Consider the following 26,700-nt stretch of genomic DNA (forward strand, 5'->3'; position numbering starts at 1 on the left):
GGCGAGCGCCTGCTTGGCCAGCGCCTGCGGCAGCGCCGAGCCGCCGATCACCATCTTGAGGCCCTTGAGATCGACCTTGGCCGCAGCGGCGGCATTGAGCAGCATCTGCAGGATGGTCGGCACGCCATGGGTGAAGGTGACGCCTTCGCTCTTGATCAGCTTGACCAGCATCGCCGGCTCGTAGCGGCCTGGATAGACCTGCTTGACGCCAGCCAGCGTCGCCGACCACGGGAAGCCCCAGGCATGGACGTGGAACATCGGCGTAATCGGCATATAGACGTCGTCGCGCGAGAAGCGCCCCTGCGAGCCCGCCATGCCGAACAGCGCTAGCCCGGCGATCGAGTGCAGGACGAGCTGGCGGTGGCTATAGTAGACTCCCTTGGGCAGCCCGGTCGTCCCGGTCGTGTAAAAGGTGGTCGCCTGGGTGTTCTCGTCGAAATCCGGGAAGTCGTAGTCGGGCGAGGCCGCGGCGAGCAGGCCTTCATATTCACCGATGAAGGACAGGCTGCCGGTCTGCGGCGTCGGACGGTCCGACATCACGATCAGCCGCTTGACCTTGGGCAATTGCGCCTTCAGTCCTTCCAGCAATCCGACGAATTCGTCGTTGACGAGAAGCGTCGAGGCGCCGGCGTGATCGATCGTGTAGGCGATCTGTTCGGGCGACAGGCGGACATTCACCGTCTGCAGCACGGCGCCCATCATCGGGATCGCGAAAAAGGCTTCGAGGAAGCGATGGCTGTCCCATTCGAGCACGCCGACGGTTTCACCGGGCTCGACCCCCGCCTTGCTCAGCGCCGACGCGAGACGGCCGATCCGCTCCCTGGTTTGACGATAGGTGAAACGCTTCAGATCGCGGTAGACGATCTCCTGGTCCGGCGCCTGGACGCTCGGCGTGTGCCACAATTGCTTGAAGATGAGCGGATATTGATAGGCGGATTTGGCGGTCTGAATCAGCCTTCCTACCATGGCGGCCTCCCTCGACTTGTCATTGCCTCCGACCGATGCAGGCGTCCGCAATTCTGAATGCGCGGATCGCCTAGTCTGCCGTCCTGTGCCGCGACGATTTCACCGCGCGACCTTACGGCGGAAGCGTCGCGTGATGCCCGCTCCTTGTGAAGGTCCGAAACGGACATCGCCCCGGTCTGAACCGGACAGGCTGCTCGCATGACAAGCATCGGTCTTGTCCGAAATTGCTCTCTTTGTCGTATCCGACTTCTTTTCAACGCGATCCTTGCTGCTCCGCAGCAAGGACGACGCGGCCAATATGCCTTGGGTTGTGCCGGGAACCGGTTATGTTCTGTTGCATCGCCGAACAGAATCCGCCCGGGAGAAGCAGGCCCGGCTCAAACATACGGCGTCCTTTTCCGCCACGGAACGAAAGGCTGCTTCAGATTGCGACCAACCACGCGACCCAAGAGACCTCAGGGCTCACACGGCGACATCATGACCGTCGGCGTCAGCGACAGGGTCTATGAGACCACCAAGCTGGGCGCCGTCTTCGACGTGCTGATCAGTCACGGCGTCGCCGCCGATGCCATCTTGCGCGACGTGCGCATCCCGTTGCAGGACATCCATTCGCCGCAGGCACGGATATCGCTGACGCAGTTGATCACCGTCTGTCAAAACGCGCTGCGGCTGTCGACCGACCGTAACCTGCCCTATCGGATCGGCGCGTCGATCCACGTCTCGACCTACGGGATGTACGGCTATGCCCTCCTCTGCTGTCCCGACTTCCGCAAGGCGATGGAATTTGCGATGCGCTACCACGCACTCGCTGCGCCCCTGGCAACGATCGACTTCAGGGAAGACAAGGCTGACGCGAGATGGGTCATCGAACCCAATCTGCATGCGATGGGCGACTCCGCACTCTGCCGTTTTGTCACCGAGATGCAGATCGGCATCCACATATCGCTGATGCGCGACATCATGGGGCCGACCTTTGCACCCTCGGAAATCACGCTCACCTACCCGCAGGCGTCGGACTTCGAGCTTCCGCGGAATCACATCGGATGCCCGGTCCGTTTCGACCAGCCGGTCAATCAGATTGTTTTCCAGTCAAAATGGCTGGATCAACTTGCCGGCCTCGGCAACAAGACGACGTATCCGACCATTGTCGCCCTGTGCGACGACTTGCTCGGAGACCTGACGTTACGGATCGGGATCGCAGGGAAGATTCGCACCGTCCTGCTCCGCGACATCGCGAACCCTCCGACCTTTGAGGCCATCGCCAAGCTACTTGGTGTGAACGAACGGTCGCTGCGGCGCCAGCTTCGTCAGCAAGGCTTCTCCTTTCGCGGACTGCGGGATGAATTGCGCAGGCAGATCGCTCTTAAATATCTCCGCAGCACGTCTCTGGCCAACGAAGACATCGCGCTTGCGCTCGGATTCAGCGATGCCGCGAACTTCAGGCGCGCATTCCATCGCTGGACCAACAAGGCGCCGAGCGAGATCCGCGGCGAATAATCGCAACTCGTTCGCTGGCCCCGCAGCGCTGCCGACGCGCGAACAGGTGACGGCGAGCCCGAGGCCGGCTCGATGCTTGAAAAAATGGGCCGATGGCGGCGGCGCTGGCCATCGGCCCAACTGACCCGGTTGACGTCACGCAAGGACTGCGACGACGACGAGCATCTCGGGAGAAGAAGACGCCCACCTCAGGTCGGGTGTCGCACGCATGGTACGGGGGTGAGTGCGACGCAATTCAAGCTACATGATCGCGGTGGTCGCCGCTTGTCTGGAGTTGTCGTGAACACAGACCAGCGGAGTTGACGGCACGTCGCGCCCGCCCGCATTTGCGCAAGCCCGTTCATATGGGCGCAAGGTCATTCGCGAAGCTATGCGACGGCGACGCTAGAACTCACGGCATCAAGTCCGTCGTGGAGCTACCCAATGACGAGAATTGCCATTCTCATCGCGTCTGTGGCGTTCAACGTCGCGTCGATCGCTGCCCGTGCTTCCGAATGCATATCGAATTCCGACATCGCGGCCTCGCGCACCCGTCTGGCGGCGACGCGCAGCCTGCCAGCCGGCATGGCACACGACGACAGGACTTGCCGTGCGTACGCCGCCTCGTTCTACGAGCTGGTAACCATCCGCCAGGCAGCCGCGAACTGCGTCCGCGGCTCCGATCGCGAACGTGGCCTCGCGCTTCTGGATTCGGAGATCGACGCCTTCAACGACGCCCTCGCCCGATGCGGCGGCTAACGCTTCCCGCGAGAGGCTTGGGTGTGATCGCCGGACTGGTCGGCTTCGGCTTTCGAACGGAACGGAGATTTCTGTGTAATCACCAGCGGTAGCGCGGCCAACGGCAAACGGCCTGGTTCCCGCAGGCCGAGCGAGGGCCGAAACCACGAAGCCAGCGTCGGCACAACGGACGAGCCCGATGCGCCGGAATCAACGTTGAGCTCTGCTTGATAACCGCGTCGCGAAAGATCAACCGTGGCGCCGCGGCCGCCACCGGCAAGCCCCTACGGTATCGACCAGCGATAGTCGCGCGGCGACATTCCGACGTGCTGCCGGAAACGCCGCGCACAATGGCTTTGATCCGCGAAGCCCGCCGCCAGGGCGATTTCCGAAAGGGACAGGTTCGTGTGCGATAGCATTTCCATTGTTCGCTCGACCCGGCGCCGGATCAGATAATCATGTGGCGTGAGGCCCACAGACCGCTTGAATGCGCGGACAAAGTAGCACACCGAGAGATTCGCGAGCCTGGCTAGTGCTTCGACACTGATCCGCTGCTCGATGTTGGCGTCAACATGATCGCGAATCCGACGCAAGACTCTCGGAGGCAATCCGCCTCGGATAAAGCCCTGCGATGGCGTGGCCGCGGTATGATCGACCACGCCGGCCGAGAGCGACTGTGGCAGGCGGGACTCGGGCTCTTCTTCCGCGACCGCAGGCCGCAACAACAGCATCAACGGCTCGATTTGTCGCTCGTCCAACGATTTGAGCATGATTGGATCCCCTGTAAGATCGCTTCCCGTCGCTTCCGCATCGAGCATGGGAGGCCCGATCGCTTCGCGTTCAAAAAGGTGCTTCGTCGTGCCAGTGAGGATGATGGACGCCCTTCGCGGCGCCAATCGTGCCGGGGTCTGATCACATCACACGTTGGTATGAGGTGTGGTACGAATGATCGATCTATGAAAAGCGTGCGCGTTTTGTACAAAACAGGGCAATCAGGCGGGTTGGCGCGTAGCTCAATTGTGTTGCTGGCGAACCGCCGCTCATAATTTCCGCATCGACGGCTCCGCTCGGCGACCATACTTTCGTGTGATGATGCTAAGGCCTTGAACCATGGTATGGATATCGGTATCGCTGCTCATCCAGCCACTCGGTGGACTTTAACATGCCCCAGGCGTCCGGTGAGACCCCTGTCGTGCACATCGTCGACGACGACGACTCGCAGCGCTTTGGGCTCGACAGCCTGCTTCGTTCGGTGGGTCTCGCGGCACGGACCTACGGTTCGACGCAGGAATTCCTGAAAGCGGATCGGCTGGATGGGCCTGGCTGCATCGTGCTCGACGTTCGCCTTCCAGGCACCAGCGGGCTCGATTTCCAGGAGGAGCTGGCGACGTTGGGAATTCGCCTGCCGGTCGTCCTCATGACGGGGCACGGCGACATCCCGATGTCGGTGCGCGCGATGAAGGCCGGCGCTGTCGACTTCCTGCCAAAGCCGTTTCGCGAGCAGGACATGATCGACGCGGTCACTGCGGCGATCAATCGCGATCGGTTGCAGCGGGCGAACGAGAACCAAGCCATCGCCATCGTCGACCGCCACGCGACACTCTCGCCGCGGGAGCGCGAGGTCATGGCCCTGGTAACCGCGGGCAAAATGAACAAGCAGATCGCCGCAGAGCTCGGCCTGAGTGAGGTCACGGTTAAAATTCATCGCGGCGCGGCAATGCGAAAGATGGGGGCCCGCTCGCTGGCTGACCTCGTTCGCATGGCGGATGCGTTGAAGGACAGGGCGCGATGACCGGAAACATGCCAAACGCATGCCGCGAACTCACCTGGCGCCAGCAGGCATTGCCTGCGGCCGCCTCCCCAGGGGCTGAAACATGGCTGCGGGACATCTGATTTCGATTGTCGACGATGATCCCTCGATGCGAGACGCTCTCGCAGGGCTGATCCGTTCGCTGGGACACGATGTTCGTGTCTTCGCGTCGGCCGAAGCCTTTCTGGCATCCGACGAGCTCGGGCGCTTCTCATGCGCGATCACCGACATCCAGATGCCGGGCATGAATGGAATCGAACTCAAGCGGCAACTAAGCCAGCGTCACGAGACCGTCCCCGTGATCATGATCACCGCCCGCGCCGAGCCCGATCTCGAAGAGAAAGCCATGTTGAGCGGTGCAGCGTGCTTCCTCCGCAAGCCGATCGAGGCGGCGACATTGGTCGGCTGCCTTGAGAAGGCGCTCCGCACTTAATAGGACATATCGTCATATCACGCCGGCCTCGTGCGCAAGCGCGGCCGCCTGTGTACGTTTACGCGTCCCAAGCTTCTCATAGATGCGCCGCAGGTGCGTTTCGATGGTATTCTCGGTCAAGAAAAGAGTCCGGGCGATTGCCTTGTTCGTGCTTCCCTTCCAGACAAGCCGCAGGACCTGAACTTCCCTGGAGGTCAGGCGAACGGCGTTGCCAGCATCGGCGCTCGCCACATCCCCCCGGTCCGGAGTGGTCGACCGGGCGATCGGCTCACCCAGTTCGCGCAGAAGCCCGACCAGGCGAGCTTCACCAGTAACTGACGACCGCACCGCCAACGCTTCGGTGAGCCAACTCTCGTCGGCCAACACCCGCACCATTCCGCTTTCCGCGGCACGAGTCGCCGCCTGATCGAACGCCTCGCTTGCCTCACGCCGGCGCCCCGCCGCTTCGAGCGCCTGCGATTCGAGGAACAGGAGCCGCAACGCGCGCCGTCGACGCCCGGCCGATTCGGCCGCGTGCCGCTCGGCGCAGATCTTTGGCAAGGCCTTGGTGCCCTCACCGGTCGCCAGGCACAAGCGCAATCCGGCTATCAGGACGTCGTCGATCTCGCTGGTATGTGGATTGAACGCACCAAAACTCTCCCACATGGCCGTATCGCTGCCGTTGGCCAGCGCCCGGCGCGCGCTCTCAGCGTCGTTGCTGCGCAGCGACGCATATGAGCGCTCAAGCCACGCAACGACCCCGAGCCGGCGCAGGCCCCGCCGTGCGCCAATCTCGCCAAGTCGGACCAGTATCGCGTGGCCCGCATCGAAGCTTCCGCGCAGGAAATAGAGCCGAGCTGCAATACGATGCAGCATAATGAGATGATCCGGCAGTCCGGTCTCGATCACAATCGGCAGATAGTCGTCTACCAGCGTCTGGCAGGCGTCAAGCTCGTTGGCCTCGTACAGGCATTCGGCGAGATAGGTCGCGATGACGGCGCCGGCGCTGCCATATCGCTGGCCCGCGTCGATCGCACGAGTGAAGGCCTCCTCCAGCCTCGCGCGCGCCACCACGACCTGCCCCAGATTCAGCTCGAGCGCAGCGGCGAAGCACACGCTGTAGCTCAGGACATAGAGCGCATCGATCGGTTCGCAGGCCTCGCGCGCCTGCGTCAGGTCGCGCTCTGCCTCGGCATATTGACCCAATGCGATATGGCAGAAGGCCCTTGCATTGCTGACCAATCCTGCGGTGAATTCTCCGAAATGAGTATCCTTGGCGCGCAGCTCCTCAATAGCGCCAAGCAGCTCGGGAATACTGTCGGTCCAACCGAGCAGCATCATCCGCATGGCGATGGTCTCGTCGTCGCCGGCGCGCTCATCGACCCGCTCGATGACGTCCATGTATCGCCTGGCCGCCTCGTAGCGGTGTGCAAAGATCGCGGCGAAGGCAGCGGCCCGCAGCAATTTCGGCCTGCGGTACACCTCGGTGTCAGGTAGCGTTTCGATCGCGCGCGCGGTGTCGGCCACGCGGCCCGATTGGAGGTTGTCCATTGCGAATACGGCGAGCAGATCCGCTGCGAGTGACTGGTCATTTGCCGCCAGCGCATGTGCGAAGGCCTCATTCATGAAGCCGTGGGCGGCCGCCCAGTCCGCCGCCCGCCGATGAAGCAGAGTCGGCCGCTCTATCCCATCGCGAGCCACGTGCGCGCGGAGAAAATCCGCAAGCAGGGGATGATAATGATACCAGAGTTGCTCGGCATCGATCGGGACGAGGAGAAGATTGTCCTGCATGATCTGAGAGATCATCTCCTCGCTGTCCGATCGCTCCAGCGCTGCATCGCACAATTCGGCACAGAATTGGCCGAGCACAGCGGAGTGCAGGAGAAATTCGCGTTGCGGAGCGGACCGGCTGTCGAGGATCTCTTGCGCGAGGTATTCGGCAATGCCTGCGTTCATTCCGGAAATGGACCGCAACGCATCGGACCCATGCTTGCCGTGGATTGCCGCCGCCGCAAGCTGCAAGACGGCAGGCCATCCTTCGGTGTGCTGCTGCAGTGCACGAATGACCGGCGCGCCGACGTTCTGACGCTCGAGAAACGCCTGGGTCTCCTCGAGCGTGAAGCGCAGTTCGCCTTGACCAAGTTCGAGAAGCTGGCCATGCGCGCGCACCCGACCAAGCTCCAGCGGAGGCCTGGTGCGGCTGGCAAGGACCATGCGGTGATGCATGTCGAGATCGCCCAACAGGCGCTGCAGAAACGCCCAAACGCCCCGGTCGACGATCAGTTCGAGATCATCGAGAAACAGGGTGACCGGCACGTCGGAGAGCGAAAGGCGCGCGATCAGGTCGGCTGCCCTGCCCTGCGGCGGGTTCGCGTTGGTTGCGTAGGGCTCCGGGGCTGGGCTTTGCGGATGTCCCCCCAGCACGGCCTGGACGGCCGCGGTCAGCGATTGCAGGAAACGACCGAGATCGTTGTCGGCCTGCTCGACCGCGAGCCAAACCGCAGCGACATCGCGTGCCTGGAGACGCTGGCGCAATTGCTGCATCAGCGTGCTCTTGCCAAATCCGGCCGGCGCACAGATCAGCGTGAGCTGGGCGTGGCTTTTGTCGATCTGGGACACCAGGCGGGCCCGCTCGACCATGGCAGCCGGCGCCCGCGGGGGCGAAAAGCGAGCGCCTCGTAGGCCTGCCGTTGAATTCTCGTGGGATAACGGCATCCAGTGCTCCAGCCCGGCGTGATGTGCAAGGAATGCTGCGACGGTAGTTTTCCACTGTCAACACAGCCGCTTGCGTCCGTGACCTCCTATTCACGGTTCTCCGTGATCCCGTGTCCGCGCAGCGCTCTTTAACTCCCGCCCATCGTCATTCATCAACCGGTGGGGAGAGGAAGTTGGCTTGTCACGGCGCGACTGCGCAACAACATCTGGACGGAGCGCCTCGTTTGGCAGCCGGGCGAGGTGGATATGCCGCCCCCTGGCGATAAGGCGCCCCGGCCCCGCGCACTCGATGATCGGCGGTTGCGCAAGATCATGCAGTTCGTTGAGGCCAACCTGCACGCCGACATTCGTCTGAAGGATTTGGCCGATGTCGCGAACCTGAGTCCGTTTCATTTCTCCAGGGCGTTTCGGAAGTCGACGGGCGAGCCGCCCCACCGCTTCGTGCGCGGATGCCGCCTGGAAAAGGCAAAGCAACTTCTCATCGAGGGCGACGCGTCCCTTGCGGAAATCTCGCTGATCTGCAACTTTTCCTCGCAATCGAGCTTTACCAGGGCTTTCACCCGCGCGTTCGGAGCACCGCCTGGCACATTCCGCAAGGACGGCAAAAAGCCGCCGCGATAGTCAGGGCGACACGTTCAAGGTCGTTGTGCGAGAGCAAGATCGGTAAAGACAACTGTGGTATGAGGATGCCTAGATGGCGACTGCTGTCGCGCGACTGCTCGGACGGAGGCCGGCCAACTGGTATCTCCGACCGTGCACCTGACGACATCGAGGTCGAGGGGGTCTGGCATGGAAGATAGCAGCGCTTTTGGCGAAGCGTTTGGCGAACGCCTGCGGGCACGCGCCACATCGTTCGTTCGCACATTGCGCCACACCCAGATCGCAGTGACGGAGGTGCGCAACGACGACCCTCCGCACGGTCTGTCAGGTGACCAAATACGTGAGGACGCGTTTCTGGTCACGTTGCAGCTGCGGGATTATCCTGCGCACGAGTATTTTGAGGAGGGGCGAATCGCAGGGCTGACGTCGCTCAAGGCCGGAGAGACGGTGCTCTACGACATGAAGCGCAACCCGCAATTCCTCATCAACAACCCGATTCACAGCGTTCATTTCTATTTCCCGCGGGCCGCGCTCGAACTTGTTGCGGACGGCGCTGAAGCGAAGCGGATCGATGAGCTGCGGTACCAGCCGGGCGCGGGGGTCGACGATGCGGTGATGCGCGGCCTGGTCGGCTCGCTCAGGCAGGCGTTCGAGCATCCCGAACAAGCTAGTCGCTTGTTCGTCGAACATGTCACGCTGGCTGCCTGCACCCATGCCGCGACGACCTATGGCGGTCTTCGGCCGGCGACCAGGCCCGCGCATGGCGGGCTCGCGCCGTGGCAAATCAGGCGCGCGGAAGAGACGCTGGCGGCCGATCTCGAGGGAGATATCTCGCTGGCGGACCTCGCCAGCGATTGCGGCCTGTCAGCCAGCCATTTTTCCCGGGCGTTTCGACAATCAACCGGGCTGTCGCCGCATCAGTGGCTGCTGCGGCGCCGTGTGGAATTGGCGAAAAGCCTGCTGTCCGACCGCAAGCTGACACTGTCGGAAGTGGCGCTAGCCTGCGGATTCGCCGATCAGAGCCACTTTACGCGTGTGTTCTCGCGCCTCGCCGGGACCAGCCCGGGCGCTTGGCGCCGCAACAGTGATTGACGGAGTGCCGGCTAAGTTCAAGTTTCGCGGAATGCTTGATCCCCGAATCGGCTCGCCAATATCCAAGTTGCTGGAAGGCCAAAGACGACCATCGAGGTTCGACACTCAGCCGCCTCACAAACCACGCCGGATTGAAACGCCAAGTCAGGCAGCCAAATGCCTGTCAGGTGCGGATCCGTTAGGGCGGAGCCGCGGCCCGGCGCCTCTTGCTCTCAGAACGGACGGCGCCAGCGCTCAGGATCGATTCCAACGTGGCGCGTGAACTCTGCGACGAAGTGGCCAACGCCTGAGTAGCCGGCCAAGCGGGCAATGTCCTCAAGCCCACGTTCCTCCCGAAGCAGGAGATCCTTGGCCCGCTTTATGCGGAGCCCCGACAACCACTCGTAGACGCTTTTTCCCGTGGTCTCTTGATAGGACCCGATCAATTGCAAGGCAGACATGCCACTCTCGTTCGCGAGGTCGGCGAGCCCGACGTCGCCGTCGATCTTGTCGGCCAGCATTTCCTCGAGCCGCGCTATTTGCTCCGGCGACAACGAGAAGCACTTGTCTGCCTGACCTTTGCGAGCCCAATTGCCATAGCTCTTCACCGCGTGAGCGGTTGCAGCGACCGCCATGTGATCGACAAACAGCCTATTGGCTCTTGCGGGATCACGGAACGACGGAAGGAGGCCCACCGCGAGATTGTGCAGGACATTATCAATGACACCGCGTCCGGGGTCATGTTCGAATTCGTCAATCGGTGGAATTTCCTCGACCTCAACGATGGCGTTGAGCGCCGGGTGAGGAAGGTAAAAGGACACGTGGTGAAATGAGCTGATGCTGTTGGCCACGGGCGTGGACCTGAGGTCGTAGATGTTCGTAGTTCCGGCAGGAAGATACATCGTATCGATCTGCTTCCCGTTCAGCCACATGTCGTGCCTGGGCACGCTCCGCAATTGTACGATGACCAAGAAAGCATGTTCCGCCGGGATGGGCGCGGAAAGACCGGTATTCGTCCCGTCGCAGCGTATCTCCGTCACCGCGATGTGCGCTTTTTTCAAGGTCCGCGCAACAAAGGCAGGTGCTGCATCGACGCCGAAGGTCTCTCGCAATCGTTCTCCATATGCACCGTCTTCGGCCATCAGGGAGCCTCCCAATTGTCCTATCGGTTTTCTCGTCTCCACGCGCCGGGGCTTGTACCTGCGACATTGGTGAACGCTCGCGTAAAGTGGCTTTGGTCGGCAAACCCACAGTCAAGCGCGATATCAAAAATCGTTTGGGCGCTGTTGCGGAGAAGATCTTTGGCAACTTCGACCCTGCGAAGGACAAGCCACCGGTGAGGTGCGACCCCCACCGACCGCCGAAACGCCCTTGCAAAATGACCCGCTGACATACGACATTCCGCGGCGATCATGGCGAGGGGTACATCGCCACTCAGATTGGCATCCATGATCTCTTTGGCCCTGCGCTCGTTACGGTGGGACAGGCCGCCGCGTATCGGCTTCTGATCAATCCTCAGTCCGCCATAGGCATGTGCGACGTGGGTGGCTACAGCCAGCGTGGTGTGATCAAGGTATAGTCGGCTTATGGCGTCCGGATTCTCGAAGGCCGGAAGGATCGCCGCACTCAGTGCTTGCACGATAGGATCGTCCGTGCCTACGCCGGGCGGGTGTCGCAGATCATCAATGCGAGGCGCATCGCTCTCGTCGGCAATCGCATCGAATGTCGAGCGCGGAAGATAGAACATCAGGCAGTTCGACGTGCTGCGCATGTAGGCGATGGGATTGGTTCTCAGATCGTAGAAGGTGGTTTGCCCCTTCAAGAAGGGAATCTTCTTCACCGCCTTGCCGTCGACCCAGAGTTCGTGGTCGACGCAATCCTCGCTGTGGCACGCCACGAGATAGGCATCCTCGATCGGAATGGGATCGGTCAGGCCTTGATTGGGTCTGCGACATTGCAAATGGGTGACGGCAATCTCGGCGCGCTTCAGCGTACTCGTGACGAACGCGGGCGCCTCGTCTTCGAGATGGAAGCGATCCGACAGTTCGCGTCCATAGACTCCCTGCGTGCTCATTGAGAGCCTCCTGTCCGGGATTCTTCTTCGCAAGGGTGCAACTCGGGGAAACCCGCGCACCACCCTTAGGCTGCCATCTTACCTCCCGCTATTGGGAAAACATCGTTTTTGTCAAATCCCGGCTTTTTGTCGAAAGCGGTCTCAGCCGGCTAGGCAAGGAATCGATTGGGGCCATATGCGGACCCCTTTTCGAAGTCGCCGTTGCCCGAGGCTCTGATGATCAAGGCCACTTTACCTGTGTGTTCCGCCTCGCCGGGACCAGCCTGGGCGCTTGGCACCGCACCGCAACAGCGGCTAAACGTCGGCTTAATGATCGGAATCGACAATCCGCGCACGTTTTTTCAATCATCTGCCCGACAACCCCGTCAATCTACGGGGAAATAGCCGCCAGTCGCCGCGGATTTGTATGCTTTCGGCATGTTCTAGCCAGCGCTTTCGCGACGGCGGCTACAGTACAGATTGGCCACCGAATCCGGTACGGCAACACTCAAGCGATCGAGACTTGGGATGCAAGAAAGCAGCGGCTACGGCGAACGGTTCGGCGAGCGCTTGCGGGCGAAGGCGACCGCGTTCGTTTCGCGCACCCTTCGCAATACCGATATCGCGGTCACCGAGCTACGCTCTGACAACCCCGAGCTCGGCATATCGGCGCCGCTGGTGCGCGAAGACGCCTATCTGATCGGCTTCCATTTCGTCGACTACCCGGTGCACGAGTATTTCGAGGACGACCGCGTCGCTCCCGTGACATCGCTCAGAGCCGGAAACACCACGCTCTACGACCTCAAGCGCAGTCCGCAATTCACCATCAACAAGGCATGCCACTGCGTTCATTTCTACTTTCCGCGGACGGCCCTGAACATCATCGCGGATAGCGCCGAAGCGGCCCAAATCGGCGAGTTGCGCTACCAGCCCGGCGTCGGAATCGACGATCCCATCATGCGCGCGCTCACCTCCTCGCTCGTCCCTGCATTCGAAGCACCGGAACAGGCCAGCCGGGTCTTCATCGACCATGTGACGCTTGCGGTCGGCATTCATGTCGCCAAAACCTATGGGGGCATGATCTCCGCGGTCCGGCCCCCCCGCGGCGGATTGGCGCCATGGCAACTAAGGCGAGTGCAGGATGTCCTTGCTGCCAACCTCCGTGGTGACATTTCGTTGGCCGATCTAGCGAACGAGTGCGGCCTCTCAGCGAGTCACTTCACCCGTGCCTTCCGGCAATCGACCGGTCTTTCACCGCACCAGTGGCTGCTGCGGCATCGCGTGGAAATGGCCAAGCACCTGCTGCGCGATCGACAGATCCCCCTCTCCGACATCGCCCTCGCCTGCGGCTTCGGTGACCAGAGCCACTTTACCCGCGTTTTCACCCGCCTGACGGGTATCAGCCCCGGTGCCTGGCGCCGAACTCTGGACTGACGCCGTCATTCGCTTCTTGGTCGAAATCGGCAAAGCCTGCGGCATTCTGACAATCGTTTTCCGCAAGAGCGATGCAAATAGCAGCATCGCACCTTGCAGGAGAATCACTCGTGACCGACCAGGGCGCCTACGGACAGCGGCTTGCAGATGTCTTTCAGCTCGAGCGTGCGCCGTCGTTCGTCACGCGCTCGCTGCAGAAGTCGACAATCGCCGTCACCGAAATCAAATGCGGCATCACCAACCACGGCCTGACCGCGCCGATTCCACGCGAAGAGGCCTTTCTGATTACACTGCAGCTGCGGGATTGCCCGAGGCACGATCTGTTCATCGATGATCGGCAGGTGCCGAGCGGCCATTTGCAGGCTGGCTCCGTCTGCATCTACGACCTGCGATCCAGCCCGGTCGCCAACAGCATCAGCCCTTTTCATTCGCTGCACTTCTACGTGCCGCGGGCAGCGCTCAATGCCATTGCCGATATGGAAGACAGTGGCCGGGTCGACGAATTCGACAACAAGCCGGGCCTCGGCACCAGAGATGCGACCCTCGGCGGCCTTGGCGAAGCCCTGCTCCCTGCGTTCCGCCGTCCCGAGGAGGCCGATCAGCTCTTCGTGGATCACTTGACGATCGCCGCCATGGGCCACGCGATCAAGACCTATGGCGTGGCACCGCGACAGGCTTCATCGGTCGTTACGGCCTTGACGCCGATGCAGGTCCGCCGCGCCGAGGAGCTGTTGAGCTCCCGTTTGGATGGCGAACTCTTCGTATCCGACCTTGCAAGCGAGTGCGGGCTTCCGACCGCTGCATTCCTGCGGGCGTTCCGCGCGGCGACCGGCGTCAGCCCCCATCGCTGGTTGATGCAGTATCGGGTCGAGCATGCCAAATCCCTGCTGAAGCGAGCGCCGGTCAGTCTGAGTGAAGTCGCCAGGCTGTGCGGGTTCGCCACCGACGATCACATGGCGCGGAGTTTCAGGCGTGTCACCGGCCAGCATCCCAAGAACTGGAGGAAGGGATAGGCCGCAGACGAAGGATTCAGCCGGGCCAACCGGCCGATTGCGCTTCGCGACATCTCGGCGAGCAATGGTCATGAAACAGTTGAGGAAAACAGACACCATCATCGAACGGAAACCGCTGGACGCCGGCCAGAGCGCGACGACCAGCTTCCTCTCCGAGTTCGTGGGTGCCCTTCTCAACACCAAGCGGCCGCCGAATGTACTCGTGCCGCAAGCCACCTCGCTCGGCGAGCAGGTACGGTATCTCGCAAAGCTTTGGCTTTTTGGCGTCGTCCTGATGACCGCGGCGACCTGGGGGATGGTGAGGCTCGATATCTTCGATCGCCCGGGCACCGCGGCTCTCGTCTATCTGCTCATCATCGTCGTGCTTTCGCTGATGGACAGCTTCATCACCTCGGCGATCTTCTCTTTGGTCGCGGTCGGCTGCCTGGACTACTTTTTCATGCTGCCGCTCTATTCCCTCGAGATTACAAGCACGCAGGACATGGTGGCGCTCGCGGCTTTCATCGCAACCTCGTTTGCGATCACGACGCTGGTGCGCAGGGCACGGCACTTCGGCGAGGCGCAGCATCAGCAGGCCCATCTTCTCGACCTGACGCCCGATGCGATCCTCGTCCTCGACGTCAATCGCGTCATCACATACTGGAATCGCGGCGCCGAGAACCTGTTTGGCTGGAAACGCGATGAGGCGATCGGAAAAGTCGCACACCTTCTGTTGAAGACTGCTTATCCCGCCCCGCTCGACGAAATTCTCGAAACCTCGAAGCGCATGGGGCGCTGGGAAGGCGAGCTTGTCCAGACAAACCGGGACGGCGGGCAGGTCTATGTCCAGAGCAAGTTGATCCTGCGACGGGACGTTCGCGGAAATCCGATCGGCGCCCTCGAGAGCAATACCGACATCACGGCCCGAAAGCGCGCCGAAGAGGCGCTTCGCAGGAGCCAGGCCGCGTATCTGTCGGAAGCGCAGCGACTGAGCCATACCGGCAGCTTCGGCTGGAACGTAACGACCGGCGAACTGACCTGGTCGGAGGAAAGCTTCAGGATATTCGGATATGACCGAACAACCAGCCCGACGCTCGATATGTTGTTTCAACGCGTCCATCCGGAGGATCGCGACCTCGTGCAGCGGACGCTGGAGCAGGCAACCTCGCGCGAGGAGTCACTCGATTTCGAGCATCGGGCGCAGATGCCGGATGGCTCGATCAAGACCTTGCACGTCGTCGGCCGGCCATCAACCGACGAGAGCGGCCAAGTCAAGATGATCGGCGCCGTCATGGACGTGACGTCGCACAAAATTGCCTACGACGCCATGGAGAACAGCGAACTGCGCTATCGCAATCTCTTCAAGTTCATGCCGATCTCGCTCTGGAAGCTCGACGTGCGCCGGCTGATGGAGATGTTCGACGAGTTGAAGGGGAACGGTGTGACCGACTTCCGCGCCTATCTCTCGGACCATCCCGAGTTCTTCAACCGCGCAACGGATGTCATCATTGCCGAGGAGGTCAACGAAGCGACCGTCCGCATGTTCGGGGCCAGCAGGCAGGAAGAACTGCTTGGATCGATCGGGCGCTTCTTCAAGATGCGTCCAGACACGATGGAGCGAATCCTGGAAAGCCGCTTCAACGACGATGCGCTGTTTGAGGAGAAATCGCAGCTCGTCACAATAGACGGCCGCCTGATCGACGTGCTCCTGACCGCGGAGCGCACCGAGTTCGGCGTCGCCCTCGCCGGTCTTGTCGAACTGACGGATCTCGTGCGAACGCAAGAGACCGTGGATCGGTTGCAGATTGAGTTTGCCCATGCTGCCCGCGTTTCGACATTGGGTGAGCTTACCGCTTCGATCGCCCATGAACTGAACCAGCCCCTCGGAGCGATCACAACCAATTGCGAGGCCGGCTTGCGATGGCTCGATCGGCCGGAGCCGAACCTGAATGAGGTCCTCGCCCTGATCCGGCGCAGTCTTGCTGATGCGCGGCGTGCGGCGGACATCATCGCCCGGGTGCGCGCCATGGCAGCACGCCGCGCCCCTGAGCGCGTACTTGTCGGACCTCACGACGTGATCCTCGAGGCCCTGCAATTCCTCCGTCACGAAGTCGAGTGGCGCGGTGTCACCGTGTCACACGTCTTTTCGCCCGCGGCGCCGCAGGTTCTGGCAGATAGGACCCTGCTGCATCAGGTCATCGTCAACCTCGCCGTCAATGCCATGCAGGCGATGGCCCAGGTCGGGACGGCCGAGCGCAGGATCACGGTGCGGACGGCTTCCTCCGACGGAGCCATGTTGCGCTGTAGCGTCGAGGACAGCGGCCCGGGAATCGAGCCCGATCACCTGCCCCGCCTGTTCGACAGCTTCTTCACCACCAAGCCGGGCGGCATGGGGATGGGATTGTCCATCTGTCATTCCATCATCGAGGCGCATGGCGGACGGATCGAAGCCGACAATGGCAGCATCCACGGCGGCGCTCGATTCTCGTTTACGCTTCCGGCGGCCGGCGGAACCCTACAATAGCCATTGCAACGCGCCAACACGACCTGTGGGCGGCATGGCGGCGGCCAACAGAAGCGCAAAACCATCCCAGAGGTCGCAATCCCATTCAATATGGCGAACGGAGCCTGAGGCATTGTCGCCGGCGACGCGGATCGAACCCGATCGCGTGTCGGACGCGTTGGCCCCACAGGTGACAGATGCCCGAATCCGTCTTGAAATCAGCACCGCGCGCAGACGCGCCGACAGCCACTCCCCGCCTGTTCGTGCTCGAACTGAATGCCGGCAACATTCATTCGATGAATATCGATGGCTCGGACAAGAAGACCATCGTGACCGGGTGCCGGCATCCGGACGGAATCGTCGTCGACGTCGAGGACGGCCACATCTACTGGACCAATATGGGCGTTCCCAGCAAGAACGACGGCTCGATCGAGCGCGCGGATCTCGACGGCGGCAGTCGCAGGACGATCGTCGCGGAGGGAGGCACCTACACACCCAAGCAGATCATTCTCGATAAGAAGGCCGGCAAGCTCTATTGGTGCGATCGCGAGGGGATGCGCGTCATGCGCGCGAACCTCGACGGCTCCCAACTGGAAACGCTGATCGAGGCCGGGCACGGCGATGCAGATCGCCGCGACCAGACCAAATGGTGCGTTGGCCTCACGATCGATCACATTCACAACAAGATCTACTGGACACAGAAAGGCCCCGACAATGCCGGCCGAGGCTGCATCTTCCGCGCCAATCTCGAGATTCCCAAGGGCGAGACACCGGCCGGCCGTACCGACATCGAAGTGTTCTTCGGCCGCCTGCCAGAACCCATCGACCTCGAACTCGATGCCAGGAACCGGGTCCTTTACTGGACCGATCGCGGCGACGCACCGCGCGGCAACACCGTGAACCGGGCCTCGATCGACAACAAGCCGGCCGAACCGGACATCGTGCTGACCCACCTCATGGAAGCGATCGGCATCGCGCTCGACGTCCCCAACAACCGGATGTTCGTGACGGATTTCGCGGGATCTTTGTACTCGTCAAAGCTGGACGGGTCGGCCGAGCGCAACTTCCTCTACGCCCAGGGCAACCTCACCGGCATCGCCTATGCCGAAATCCCGAAGGAGATCTGACATGTCACAGCAGAAGCCCATTCGCCGGGTTGCAATCATCGGAACAGGGGTCATTGGCGCTAGCTGGGCCGCTCTCTTCCTGGCGAACGGCCATGAGGTTGTGGCGACCGACGTTGCGCCGGACGCGGAAGCGGCCCTCAGGCGCTTTGTTGCGGCGGCCTGGCCGGCGCTGCAACGACTAGGCCTCGCGGCCGGCGCAACTCAGAGCAAGCTTACCTTCACCGCGGCCCTCGTTGACGCGGTGAAGGGTGCCGATCTGGTCCAAGAGAACGGACCCGAGAAAATCGATTTCAAGCGGACACTCTACAAGCAGCTCGACGAGCTCCTGCCACCCGACGTCATCATTGCGTCCAGCTCGTCGGGCCTGACCATGAGCGAAATCCAATCGGCCTGCGAGCGTCACCCGGAACGCTGCGTTATCGGGCATCCCTTTAATCCGCCGCACTTGGTCCCGCTGGTCGAGATCGTTGGCGGCAAGCAGACCTCCGAGGACACGATCCGCCGCGCCGCGGAATTCTATACCGCGATGGGCAAGCGGACGATCCGGCTCACTAAGGAAGTTCCGGGCCACGTCGCCAACCGCTTGCAGGCAGCATTGGCGCGCGAAGTCTATTACCTCGTCGCCGAAGGCGTGGTCAGCGCCGCCGATGTCGACACCGCGCTGAGCTGGGGACCGGGCCTGCGTTGGGGCATCATGGGCCAGCTGATGCTCAATCATCTCGGTGGCGGCCAGGGCGGCATCGAGCACTTCTTCAAGCAATTCACCGCTCCCATGACCGCGTGGTGGAAAGTGCTGGGCTCACCGGAGCTGACGTCCGAGGTTCAGCAGAAGCTGATCGATGGCGTCCACGCCGAAGTCGGCGCGCGCTCGATCGATGATCTGGCTGCCGAACGCGACGAGATCCTGCTCGGACTGATCGAGATGCGCAACAAGGCGAGCAAGGCAAACCAGGCGAAGGTCGCCTAGACGACAGCTGCCCGATCGCGCCGATTCGCCTCCAGAGGTCGTGCCCCTCTGGGGGCGAATTGATTTTGCAGGGCAGCTCCGTCGTCACGACCTTGCGGGCCGCGACAACAACGCAAAAACGTCCCCGGGACGGCAAGCGGCTTCAAGAACACGAGCGGCACTCCCGGCACATTTCGACCACGACCGAACGACGCCCTAGTGCGTCGCCGCGCTCATCGCTTTCAAATGTCCTGTCCAGGAGATCGAACATGGCCACAGCTGCTGCAGCCCGCAAAACCGACGCGAAAGCGCTGCCGGTACCAAACGGTGACTTCTATCAGCTCGTCGAACTGCTGACCGCCGACGAACTAGCGCTGGTGAAAAAGGTCCGGGCCTACATGGACGCCAAGGTCAAGCCGATCATCAACAACTACTGGTCCGATGACGCCTTCCCGTTCGAGCTGCTGCCGTCATTCAAGGAGCTCGGCATCGGCGGCCTCGGCTACGAGGGATATGGATGCGCCGGCGGCAGCCAGAAGCTGTTCGGCTATGTCGCGATGGAGCTCGCCCGCGTCGATCCGTCGATGTGCACGTTCTTTGGCGTTCACAGTGGCCTTGCGATGGGCTCGATCTACCTCGACGGTTCCGAGGAGCAGAAGCAGAAATGGCTGCCGCAGATGGCGCGGTTCGAGAAGATCGGATGCTTCGGCCTGACCGAGCCGCTGATCGGCTCGGGTGCCAGCGGCGGCCTGACCACGACCGCCAGGCGTGACGGTGATAGCTGGATTCTGAACGGTCAGAAGCGCTGGATCGGCAACGCTCCCTGGTGCGACCTCTCCATCATCTGGGCGCGCGACCTCGCCGACAACCAGGTGAAGGGCTTCATCGTCGAGAACAAGACCACTCCCGGCTTCAGCGTCGAGAAGATCGAGCACAAGGTCGCGCTCAAGGTGGTGCAGAACGGGCAGATCACGCTAAAGGACGTGCAGGTCCCCGAAGCCAACCGGCTGCAGGGCGGCAACTCGTTCCGCGATACCGCCCGCGTGTTGCGGATGACCCGCTACATGGTCGGATGGGCCTCGACCGGCGCGCAGATGGGCGCGTTCGAGAACACCCTTGCCTATACCCAGAGCCGGCAGCAATTCGGCAAGCCGATCGCCTCGTTCCAGCTGGTGCAGGACCTGCTGGCCAAGATGCTCGGCAATCTCACCGCGTGCCAGTGCATGATGCTTCGCCTCGCACAGCTCGACGACGAAGGCAAGCTCGGAGACCATCACGCCGCGCTCGCCAAGGCGTTCTGCACCGCCAAGGCGCGCGAAACGGTGGCGTGGGGACGCGAACTGCTCGGTGGCAACGGCATCGTCGCCGACTATCACGTCGGCAAGCTGTTCGCCGATGTGGAGGCGCTCTACTCCTACGAGGGCACCTATCAGATGCAGAACCTGATCGTCGGCAAGGCGATCACCGGCATCGGCGCCTTCGTCTGACCACATCTGAGAACGGGCGTCAGATCACTCCGCCCGTCCTCGTTCCATCAAAAGGAGACAGCCATGGCAGCCCAGTTGGCGCTGGAGAACGTGCTCTACGAGAAGAAGAACGGTATCGCCTATGTGACCCTCAATCGGCCGAAGGTCCTCAACGCGCTCAATACGCCAACCTGGATCGATCTGCGGAAAGCCTTCCTCGACGCGAAGGAGGACGGCTCCGTGCACGGCGTGATCCTGACCGGCGCGGGCGACAAGGCCTTCATCGCCGGCGCCGATATCGGCGAGCTCGCCCATGTCGATGCCTACGAGGCCGAGGAATCCAGCCGTTTCGGCCAGGAAGTTCTCAGCCTCGTCGAAAATCTCGGCAAGCCGGTGATCGCGGCGATCAACGGCTTTGCGCTGGGCGGTGGATGCGAGACCGCCATGGCCTGCACCATCCGGATCGCCGCCGAACATGCCAAGTTCGGCCAGCCCGAAGTCAAGCTCGGCCTGGTACCAGGCGGCGGCGGCACCCAACGGCTGCCGCGCCTGGTCGGCAAGGGGCGCGCGCTGCAGCTGATCCTCACCGGAGAGACGATATCGGCCCAAGAAGCCTACCGCATCGGGCTGGTCAACGAGGTCGTGGCCGCGGCAAATTTGGTCGCGCGCGCAGAGGCGATCCTGAAGCAGATTTCGGCCAACGCGCCGATCGCCGTGAAGTTCTCGCTGGAGGCAGCCAATAAGGGCCTCGACACCAACCAGAGCGAGGGATTCGCGCTCGAGGCCTCCTATTTCGGCATCTGCGCGGCGACCGAGGACAAGAAGGAAGGCACGTCCGCCTTCCTCGAGAAGCGGCTGCCGCAATTCCACGGACGGTGACGCACAATCGAACCCGGATGGATGATCATGGCAATCCCGAGCCAACAGCCGATTCCAGACTCCCAATTTCGCCTGACCAGCGCCGACGGCATGTGCATCGCATGTGCGCGCTGGGACAGCCGCGGTCCGACCCGCGGCGTGATCCAGATCGCGCATGGCATGGGCGAGCATCTGCGGCGCTATGCCGACACCATCGAAGTCATGGTGTCGGCCGGGCTCACGGTCTACGGCAACGATCACCGCGGCCACGGACTATCGGCACGCTCCGCAGTGGCTCTCGGGGATTTCGGCAAAGGAGGCTTTGAACTCCTGGTCGCCGACATGCTGCGCCTCACCGAGCTTGCCCGCGACGAAAATCCCGACGTGCCCCTGCTACTGCTCGGCCACAGCATGGGCTCTTTCGCTGCGCAACGCTACGTGATCGATCACAGCCACGAGATCGACGGACTCATGCTTTCCGGATCGGGATCGCTCGATACTCTGGCTCGCCTCGTGAATGCGGCGCCGCCGGGCGCAAACCTGCTCAACGCGGCCTTTGAACCGGCACGGACCCCGTTCGACTGGCTGAGCCGCGATCAGCGGGTCGTCGACGCCTTCGTCAACGATCCGCTGTGCTTTGCGGCACTGCAGCCGGATTCGCTCGCGTCGTTTCTCGGCTCGGCCCGCCGGCTCGCGGACCCCATTGCGCTGTCGAAGATCCGCGGCGACCTGCCGGTCTATCTGTTCTCCGGCAGCGAGGATCCCGTCGGCCAGCACCTGGCTGGCGTCAATCTCCTGATCGAACGCTATCAAGCTGCCGGCCTGCGCGACATCGCTTTCGACTTCTATCCGGGCGGCCGCCACGAGATGCTCAACGAGATCAACCGTCGCGACGTCCAAACCGGTTTGCTTGGCTGGATTTCAGATGTGCTGGACCGGTCGGACGTCCACACCAACCATCTTTCCATTGCGCGCGAACTGCAACGCTGAGGAGACGGCAATGTCCACTGACAACATCTTTTCCGGCCTGAAGGTCGTGGATCTGGCGAGCTTCATTGCCGGTCCCGGCGCTGCCGTCATCCTCTCGGATTACGGCGCCGACGTCATCAAGGTGGAGCCGCCGAGCGGCGACACCTGGCGGATCGGCTACAAGATCCCGCCGCAACCGCGCGCCAAGGACAACTATCCCTGGCATCTCAGCAATCGCAACAAGCGGAGCCTGACGCTCGATCTGAAGTCGCCACACGCGGCCGAGATCCTCGAGCGGCTGGTCAAATGGGCCGACGTCCTGATCGTCAACACGCCGCAACCAGCGCGCAAACGCCTGAAACTCACCTACGAGGACGTCTCGGCCTGGAACCCGCGCCTGATCTACGCCGACCTTACCGGCTACGGCGACAAGGGGCCCGATGCCGACCTTCCCGGATTTGACATCACGGCCTATTGGGCGCGGAGCGGCCTGTTATCTCTGACCCGGGACGCTGGCGCGCCGCCGACCCTGCCGGTCTCGGGCAGCGGCGATCATGCCACGGCAGTGAGCCTCTACTCCGCCATTGTCACCGCGCTGTACCGCCGCGAACGAACCGGACAAGGCTCCTCCGTGACGACATCCCTGCTCGCCTCCGGCGTCTGGGCCTGTGGCGTCTCGGTGCAGGCTGCGCTCTGCGATGCCCAGTTCTATCCGTTGCACGATCGCAAGAGCCCGCCGAACGCAATCTTCAACGTCTACCAGGCATCGGACGAAACCTGGTTCCTGATCGTGCTGACGCCGGACCGCTGGCCGGCCTTTGCCACCGGGATCGGCCGCCCGGACCTGCTGTCGGATTCCCGGTTCTCGGACGCGGCCAAGCTGGTGGCAAACGCAAAAGAGCTCGCCGCGATCCTGGACGACGTGTTCCACGCGCAGCCGATGTCGCACTGGCACGACGTCTTCGACCACAACCACATCACCTTCGGCGTCGTCCGGGCGCCCCACGAGGTCGTCAAGGATCCGCAGTTGCATGACAACGACATCGTGGTTCCGCTTCAAGGCGCCGGCGGCAATCTGACGTTCACCGTCAGCAGTCCGCTGAAGGTCCATGGCGTGACCAAGGTCGCCGCCCGGCGCGCGCCCGAACTCGGCGAGCACAACGCCGAGATCCTGAAACAGCTCGGCTATGACGACGGCCGGATCGAGGGCCTCCTGGTCAGCGGCGCCGTGCCACGCGCGAAGGAACAAAAACCTTCCGCAGCCTAGCAACGGCCGCAGACACACAGCGAGGCGGACATGACGGAGCATCAGGTCACAGTCTGCGAAAGCGGCGACGGCCGATATTCGGAGACGATCAGGATCGGCCGCCATACGCTTCGCTCGGACGAAGCGGCAACAAATGGCGGCGACGACCACGGGCCGTCGCCGTACCAGTTCATCATGGCTGCGCTCGGCGCCTGCACCGCCATGACGGTCCGGATGTATGCGGAGCGCCACAAAATGCCGCTCACCCGAACGAGGGTCGAGCTGGAGCATTTCACCCTGCCGTCGATCGGCGACGCAGGCACGCTCGACTACTTCACCCGGACCATCTCTCTTGAAGGGGATTTGACCGACGAGCAGAAGCTGCGCCTTCTTCAGATCTCCGAAAAATGCCCGGTCAGCGAAACCCTGCGCAGGTCGGCCACGGTCGATGCCCGGCTGGCCGGCATGCCAGGCACGGAGCCCGCCGCATGACATACGATAAATTCTTCGCAGACGCGCTCAAGCCATTGCATGATGAGCAGCGCTACCGCGTCTTTGTCGAGATCGAACGAATAGCCGGCCGCTGTCCGCTGGCAACCTGGCAATCCCCCACGGGACCGCGCACCGTCGTGCTTTGGTGCTCAAACGACTATCTCGGCATGAGCCGGCACCGCGACGTGATTTGCGCGATGACCGAGACCGCCGCCAGGACCGGCATCGGCGCCGGCGGGACCCGCAACATCGCTGGGACCAACTCGCCTCTCGTCACGCTCGAGCGCGAACTTGCGGACCTGCATGGCAAGGCCTCGGCGCTGGTGTTCACCTCGGGGTACGTCTCGAACCAGACCGGCATCTCGACAATCGCAAGGCTGATTCCGGATTGCCTGATCCTGTCGGATGAGCTCAATCACAACTCGATGATCGAGGGTGTCAGGCAGTCGGGCGTCGAGAAGAAGGTCTGGCGCCACAACGACACCGCGGCACTCGAGCGCCTGCTGGCCGCCGAGCCGTCCCGTCCCAAACTCATCCTGTTCGAGAGCCTCTACTCCATGGACGGCGACGTGGCGCCGATCAATCGCATCTGCGATCTGGCCGGGCGCTATGGCGCCATGACCTATTGCGACGAGGTCCACGCCGTCGGCATGTACGGCGCGCGCGGCGCCGGCGTCGCCGCACGTGATGGCGCGATGCACCGCATCGACGTGATCGAGGGGACGCTCGCCAAGGCGTTCGGATGCCTTGGCGGATATATTACAGGGAGCCGAAACCTGATCGACGCGGTCCGCTCCCACGCCGCTGGCTTCATCTTCACCACCGCCCTGCCGCCGCCGCTCTGCGCCGCTGCAACTGCCGCGATCCGCCACCTCAAGACCTCGGACGAGGAACGCCGGTTGCAGCAGAGACACGCAGCGCGGTTGAAGCAGGTGCTGGTTGCGGCGGGATTGCCCATTCTGCCGACCAGCACACATATCGTCCCCCTCATGGTTGGCGATCCCGGGCTCTGCAAGCAGGCGAGCGATCTGTTGCTCAGCGATTACGGGATTTACATCCAGCCGATCAACTACCCGACGGTGGCCAAGGGGACCGAGCGGCTACGCATCACTCCGACGCCGTACCATGACGATGCGCTGATCGGTCAACTCCGGGACGCCTTGGCAGACGTGTGGCAGCGGCTGCGCCTTCCCCTCGCCAATTCCCTGGTTGCAGCTGAATAGGACTTGGTCGGCCCCGGTCGTCAGAACCATCGCCGGGCGGCGTCAAGCGCCTCGAATTCCACGCGGGCAGCTGTGCTGAATTCGCGCAACAGGTCGATCGCGCCGTTCTGTGCCATGTCACGAAGCTCGACAAAACTCTTATCCGGCTCCAGATAGGTGTCGAGGATCTTCCTTGCGATATGTTCGGCGGACCTGACGACCGGTTCGCTCGAGAGCACTCGCATCCGACCAAGTTTTGCGTAAAGACTGACCAGGCTCGGTATGTCGGCCTCGTCGTGCTGGAGCGAGTCGATATAGCACTTGGAGGCTTCCTCGATGAAATCCCGGTAAAGGTTCTGGCGGCGATTTTTCTCATGCGACAGCCATTGTGCACGAAGCTGGACGCGCTGGCTCATCAGGTTGGCAATCAGGCTGCTCATTCCGCCGACGGCAGTACCGGTCAAGGCAGCCAGCGCCGAGATGATCGATGCATCCATTTATGAAGTTCCCCGAACTGGAGCAGGTGTTGACGCACGACGCCGGTTGTTGAACTCGATGACAACTGCAATGCTGGCGTAGACGGCCACGAGCAGCCACAGTCCCAGGAACTCGCCGCGGACGTCGGACAGGCTCGCGCCGAGCTGAGCAACGTCGACGAGGCCGTCGATCGCGAGAGTGCTCGGAAGGAGCTTCGCGACCCACCTAACCGCCAAGGGCATGGCTTCGGCCGGCCAGGCGAAACCGGCGAGGAAGAAGAATGGCAGCCCGATTGCCGCGAACACGAGTTGAACGGCGAGCGGCTTGCGGAGAGCGGCCGCCACCAACAAGCCCAGCGCGCCGACCGCAAGCGTGAAGGGCAACGCAAATGCGAGGATGGTCGCGACCGAGCCAAGGCGCGGAATGCCGTAGAGATATGGCAGGCCGATCAGGTAGGTCGCGACAATCAACGCTTCCGCCGCCAGGTATGCGAGAAGCTTGCCGGCAACGGTTGCGATCGACTCGTAGGCAAGATCGCCGAAGCGCCGCGACGTGCCAACGGCGATCGCCGCTCCACCCGGCAAGGTTCCAAGCAGCCCGACCCCGATCAGCAACGTCTGCTGCAGGATCAGGACGAGCGCGGCTGGCAGGATGTAGGTGGCGTAACCGCCCTGCGGGTTGAACAGCGGCACCGGGATGAATGGCATCGGATCGGTGGCCGCCTCGGCAACGGGAAGATCGACGCCGAGCCCGACCAGCCGCGCGACCTCGAAACTCGTCCCCAGCGTACGGGACACTGCCGTCACCGCACCGTTCATGCGCTGATACATCAGGAAGTAGCTGGCGTCGGCATACAGCGCGATCGGGGACGTCCGGCCGTGCAGCAGGTCGCGTTCAAAATGCCGGGGGATGAGCAAAATCCCGAAGACCGACCGCGCATAGACTTCGCGCTGTGCGGTCGGTACATCCGGCAGCACCTGCGCGACGGCGACGTCCGGCGTCGCGTCGACGAGCCGGGCCAACTCGCGGCTGGCCTGGGTGCGATCCTGGTCCACGACCGCGATCGGAACCTTGCGCAGGGCTTCATTCAGATAGGGCTGCGGATAGAACACGGCGTAGACGGCCGCCGCGACCACCACGACCGAGA

The 26,700-nt window shown here is 62.6% G+C and carries 24 protein-coding genes; 17 read left to right on the forward strand and 7 right to left on the reverse strand.

The window, feature by feature from the left end; genetic code table 11:
• A partial coding sequence (locus H8B02_RS12265; protein WP_229166469.1) for an AMP-binding protein occupies window positions 1-966 on the reverse strand: 966 nt, incomplete at its 3' end.
• Between the two features lie 477 nt (window positions 967-1,443).
• On the opposite strand from H8B02_RS12265, the gene H8B02_RS12270 reads away from it, so the two are divergent.
• Together H8B02_RS12270 and H8B02_RS12275 are read left to right on the forward strand one after the other, a co-directional pair.
• Window positions 1,444-2,463, forward strand: a complete 1,020-nt coding sequence (locus H8B02_RS12270) for an AraC family transcriptional regulator (RefSeq protein ID WP_229166470.1) — start codon at window positions 1,444-1,446, stop codon at window positions 2,461-2,463.
• A 423-nt stretch (window positions 2,464-2,886) separates the two neighbouring features.
• Window positions 2,887-3,201 (forward strand): hypothetical protein, encoded by a 315-nt coding sequence (locus H8B02_RS12275; protein WP_229166471.1) that lies wholly within the window; start codon window positions 2,887-2,889, stop codon window positions 3,199-3,201.
• Window positions 3,202-3,464: 263 nt separating this feature from the next.
• On the opposite strand, the gene H8B02_RS12280 is transcribed toward H8B02_RS12275, so the two are convergent.
• Complete coding sequence (locus H8B02_RS12280; RefSeq protein WP_229166472.1) at window positions 3,465-3,950, reverse strand: helix-turn-helix domain-containing protein; 486 nt, start codon at window positions 3,948-3,950, stop codon at window positions 3,465-3,467.
• Between the two features lie 392 nt (window positions 3,951-4,342).
• On the opposite strand from H8B02_RS12280, the gene H8B02_RS12285 reads away from it, so the two are divergent.
• A complete protein-coding gene (locus H8B02_RS12285) occupies window positions 4,343-4,972 on the forward strand; it encodes a response regulator transcription factor (protein ID WP_229166473.1) in 630 nt (209 codons plus the stop codon).
• 82 nt (window positions 4,973-5,054) lie between these two features.
• A complete protein-coding gene (locus H8B02_RS12290; protein ID WP_229166474.1) occupies window positions 5,055-5,423 on the forward strand; it encodes a response regulator transcription factor in 369 nt (122 codons plus the stop codon).
• Between the two features lie 12 nt (window positions 5,424-5,435).
• Here H8B02_RS12290 and H8B02_RS12295 read toward each other — a convergent pair whose 3' ends face one another.
• On the reverse strand, window positions 5,436-8,042 hold the full coding sequence (locus H8B02_RS12295) for a winged helix-turn-helix domain-containing protein (protein WP_229166475.1): 2,607 nt from the start codon (window positions 8,040-8,042) through the stop codon (window positions 5,436-5,438).
• A gap of 375 nt (window positions 8,043-8,417) precedes the next feature.
• On the opposite strand from H8B02_RS12295, the gene H8B02_RS12300 reads away from it, so the two are divergent.
• Window positions 8,418-8,738: a helix-turn-helix domain-containing protein gene (locus H8B02_RS12300; RefSeq protein ID WP_229166476.1), complete on the forward strand. Its 321-nt coding sequence runs from the start codon at window positions 8,418-8,420 to the stop codon at window positions 8,736-8,738.
• A gap of 132 nt (window positions 8,739-8,870) precedes the next feature.
• The gene (locus H8B02_RS12305; protein ID WP_229166477.1) at window positions 8,871-9,809 is read left to right on the forward strand and encodes an AraC family transcriptional regulator; all 939 of its coding nucleotides are present in this window, start codon (window positions 8,871-8,873) and stop codon (window positions 9,807-9,809) included.
• A 212-nt stretch (window positions 9,810-10,021) separates the two neighbouring features.
• Here H8B02_RS12305 and H8B02_RS12310 read toward each other — a convergent pair whose 3' ends face one another.
• Both H8B02_RS12310 and H8B02_RS12315 read right to left on the reverse strand, forming a co-directional pair.
• On the reverse strand, window positions 10,022-10,930 hold the full coding sequence (locus H8B02_RS12310; protein WP_229166478.1) for a helix-turn-helix domain-containing protein: 909 nt from the start codon (window positions 10,928-10,930) through the stop codon (window positions 10,022-10,024).
• Between the two features lie 20 nt (window positions 10,931-10,950).
• The gene (locus H8B02_RS12315) at window positions 10,951-11,862 is read right to left on the reverse strand and encodes a helix-turn-helix domain-containing protein (protein WP_229166479.1); all 912 of its coding nucleotides are present in this window, start codon (window positions 11,860-11,862) and stop codon (window positions 10,951-10,953) included.
• Window positions 11,863-12,369: 507 nt separating this feature from the next.
• Here H8B02_RS12315 and H8B02_RS12320 point away from each other — a divergent pair.
• The 11 genes from H8B02_RS12320 to hemA all read left to right on the forward strand — a co-directional run bounded on the left by H8B02_RS12320 (window position 12,370) and on the right by hemA (window position 25,097).
• Window positions 12,370-13,275, forward strand: coding sequence for a helix-turn-helix domain-containing protein (locus H8B02_RS12320; protein WP_229166480.1), 906 nt, complete (start codon window positions 12,370-12,372; stop codon window positions 13,273-13,275).
• 110 nt (window positions 13,276-13,385) lie between these two features.
• On the forward strand, window positions 13,386-14,288 hold the full coding sequence (locus H8B02_RS48485) for an AraC family transcriptional regulator (protein WP_229166481.1): 903 nt from the start codon (window positions 13,386-13,388) through the stop codon (window positions 14,286-14,288).
• Window positions 14,289-14,583: 295 nt separating this feature from the next.
• Complete coding sequence (locus H8B02_RS12335) at window positions 14,584-16,791, forward strand: PAS domain-containing protein (RefSeq protein WP_376711647.1); 2,208 nt, start codon at window positions 14,584-14,586, stop codon at window positions 16,789-16,791.
• A 191-nt stretch (window positions 16,792-16,982) separates the two neighbouring features.
• Entirely contained in the window at window positions 16,983-17,897 is a 915-nt protein-coding gene (locus H8B02_RS12340) for a 3-hydroxyacyl-CoA dehydrogenase (RefSeq protein WP_312000838.1), read from the forward strand.
• A gap of 1 nt (window position 17,898) precedes the next feature.
• On the forward strand, window positions 17,899-18,864 hold the full coding sequence (locus H8B02_RS12345; protein ID WP_229166483.1) for a 3-hydroxyacyl-CoA dehydrogenase NAD-binding domain-containing protein: 966 nt from the start codon (window positions 17,899-17,901) through the stop codon (window positions 18,862-18,864).
• A gap of 248 nt (window positions 18,865-19,112) precedes the next feature.
• Window positions 19,113-20,330, forward strand: coding sequence for an acyl-CoA dehydrogenase family protein (locus H8B02_RS12350; protein WP_229166484.1), 1,218 nt, complete (start codon window positions 19,113-19,115; stop codon window positions 20,328-20,330).
• Window positions 20,331-20,393: 63 nt separating this feature from the next.
• The gene (locus H8B02_RS12355) at window positions 20,394-21,188 is read left to right on the forward strand and encodes an enoyl-CoA hydratase-related protein (RefSeq protein ID WP_229166485.1); all 795 of its coding nucleotides are present in this window, start codon (window positions 20,394-20,396) and stop codon (window positions 21,186-21,188) included.
• Window positions 21,189-21,215: 27 nt separating this feature from the next.
• Window positions 21,216-22,157 carry an alpha/beta fold hydrolase gene (locus tag H8B02_RS12360; RefSeq protein ID WP_229166486.1) on the forward strand — a complete coding sequence of 314 codons (942 nt, stop codon included), beginning with the start codon at window positions 21,216-21,218 and terminating at the stop codon, window positions 22,155-22,157.
• A gap of 10 nt (window positions 22,158-22,167) precedes the next feature.
• Entirely contained in the window at window positions 22,168-23,403 is a 1,236-nt protein-coding gene (locus tag H8B02_RS12365; RefSeq protein ID WP_229166487.1) for a CaiB/BaiF CoA transferase family protein, read from the forward strand.
• Window positions 23,404-23,433: 30 nt separating this feature from the next.
• Window positions 23,434-23,874, forward strand: a complete 441-nt coding sequence (locus tag H8B02_RS12370; protein ID WP_229166488.1) for an OsmC family protein — start codon at window positions 23,434-23,436, stop codon at window positions 23,872-23,874.
• Window positions 23,871-25,097, forward strand: coding sequence for a 5-aminolevulinate synthase (gene hemA / locus H8B02_RS12375; RefSeq protein WP_229166489.1), 1,227 nt, complete (start codon window positions 23,871-23,873; stop codon window positions 25,095-25,097). The genes H8B02_RS12370 and hemA overlap by 4 nt, the downstream gene beginning before the upstream one ends.
• Before the next feature lie 20 nt (window positions 25,098-25,117).
• Here the strand turns inward: hemA and H8B02_RS12380 are convergent, their stop codons facing one another.
• Together H8B02_RS12380 and H8B02_RS12385 are read right to left on the reverse strand one after the other, a co-directional pair.
• Entirely contained in the window at window positions 25,118-25,573 is a 456-nt protein-coding gene (locus tag H8B02_RS12380; RefSeq protein WP_229166490.1) for a hypothetical protein, read from the reverse strand.
• Window positions 25,574-26,692, reverse strand: a complete 1,119-nt coding sequence (locus tag H8B02_RS12385) for an ABC transporter permease (protein ID WP_229166491.1) — start codon at window positions 26,690-26,692, stop codon at window positions 25,574-25,576. It abuts the gene before it with no gap.
• Window positions 26,693-26,700 lie beyond the last annotated feature (8 nt).

Source organism: Bradyrhizobium altum (assembly GCF_020889705.1).
In the GTDB taxonomy this organism is placed as follows: domain Bacteria; phylum Pseudomonadota; class Alphaproteobacteria; order Rhizobiales; family Xanthobacteraceae; genus Bradyrhizobium; species Bradyrhizobium altum.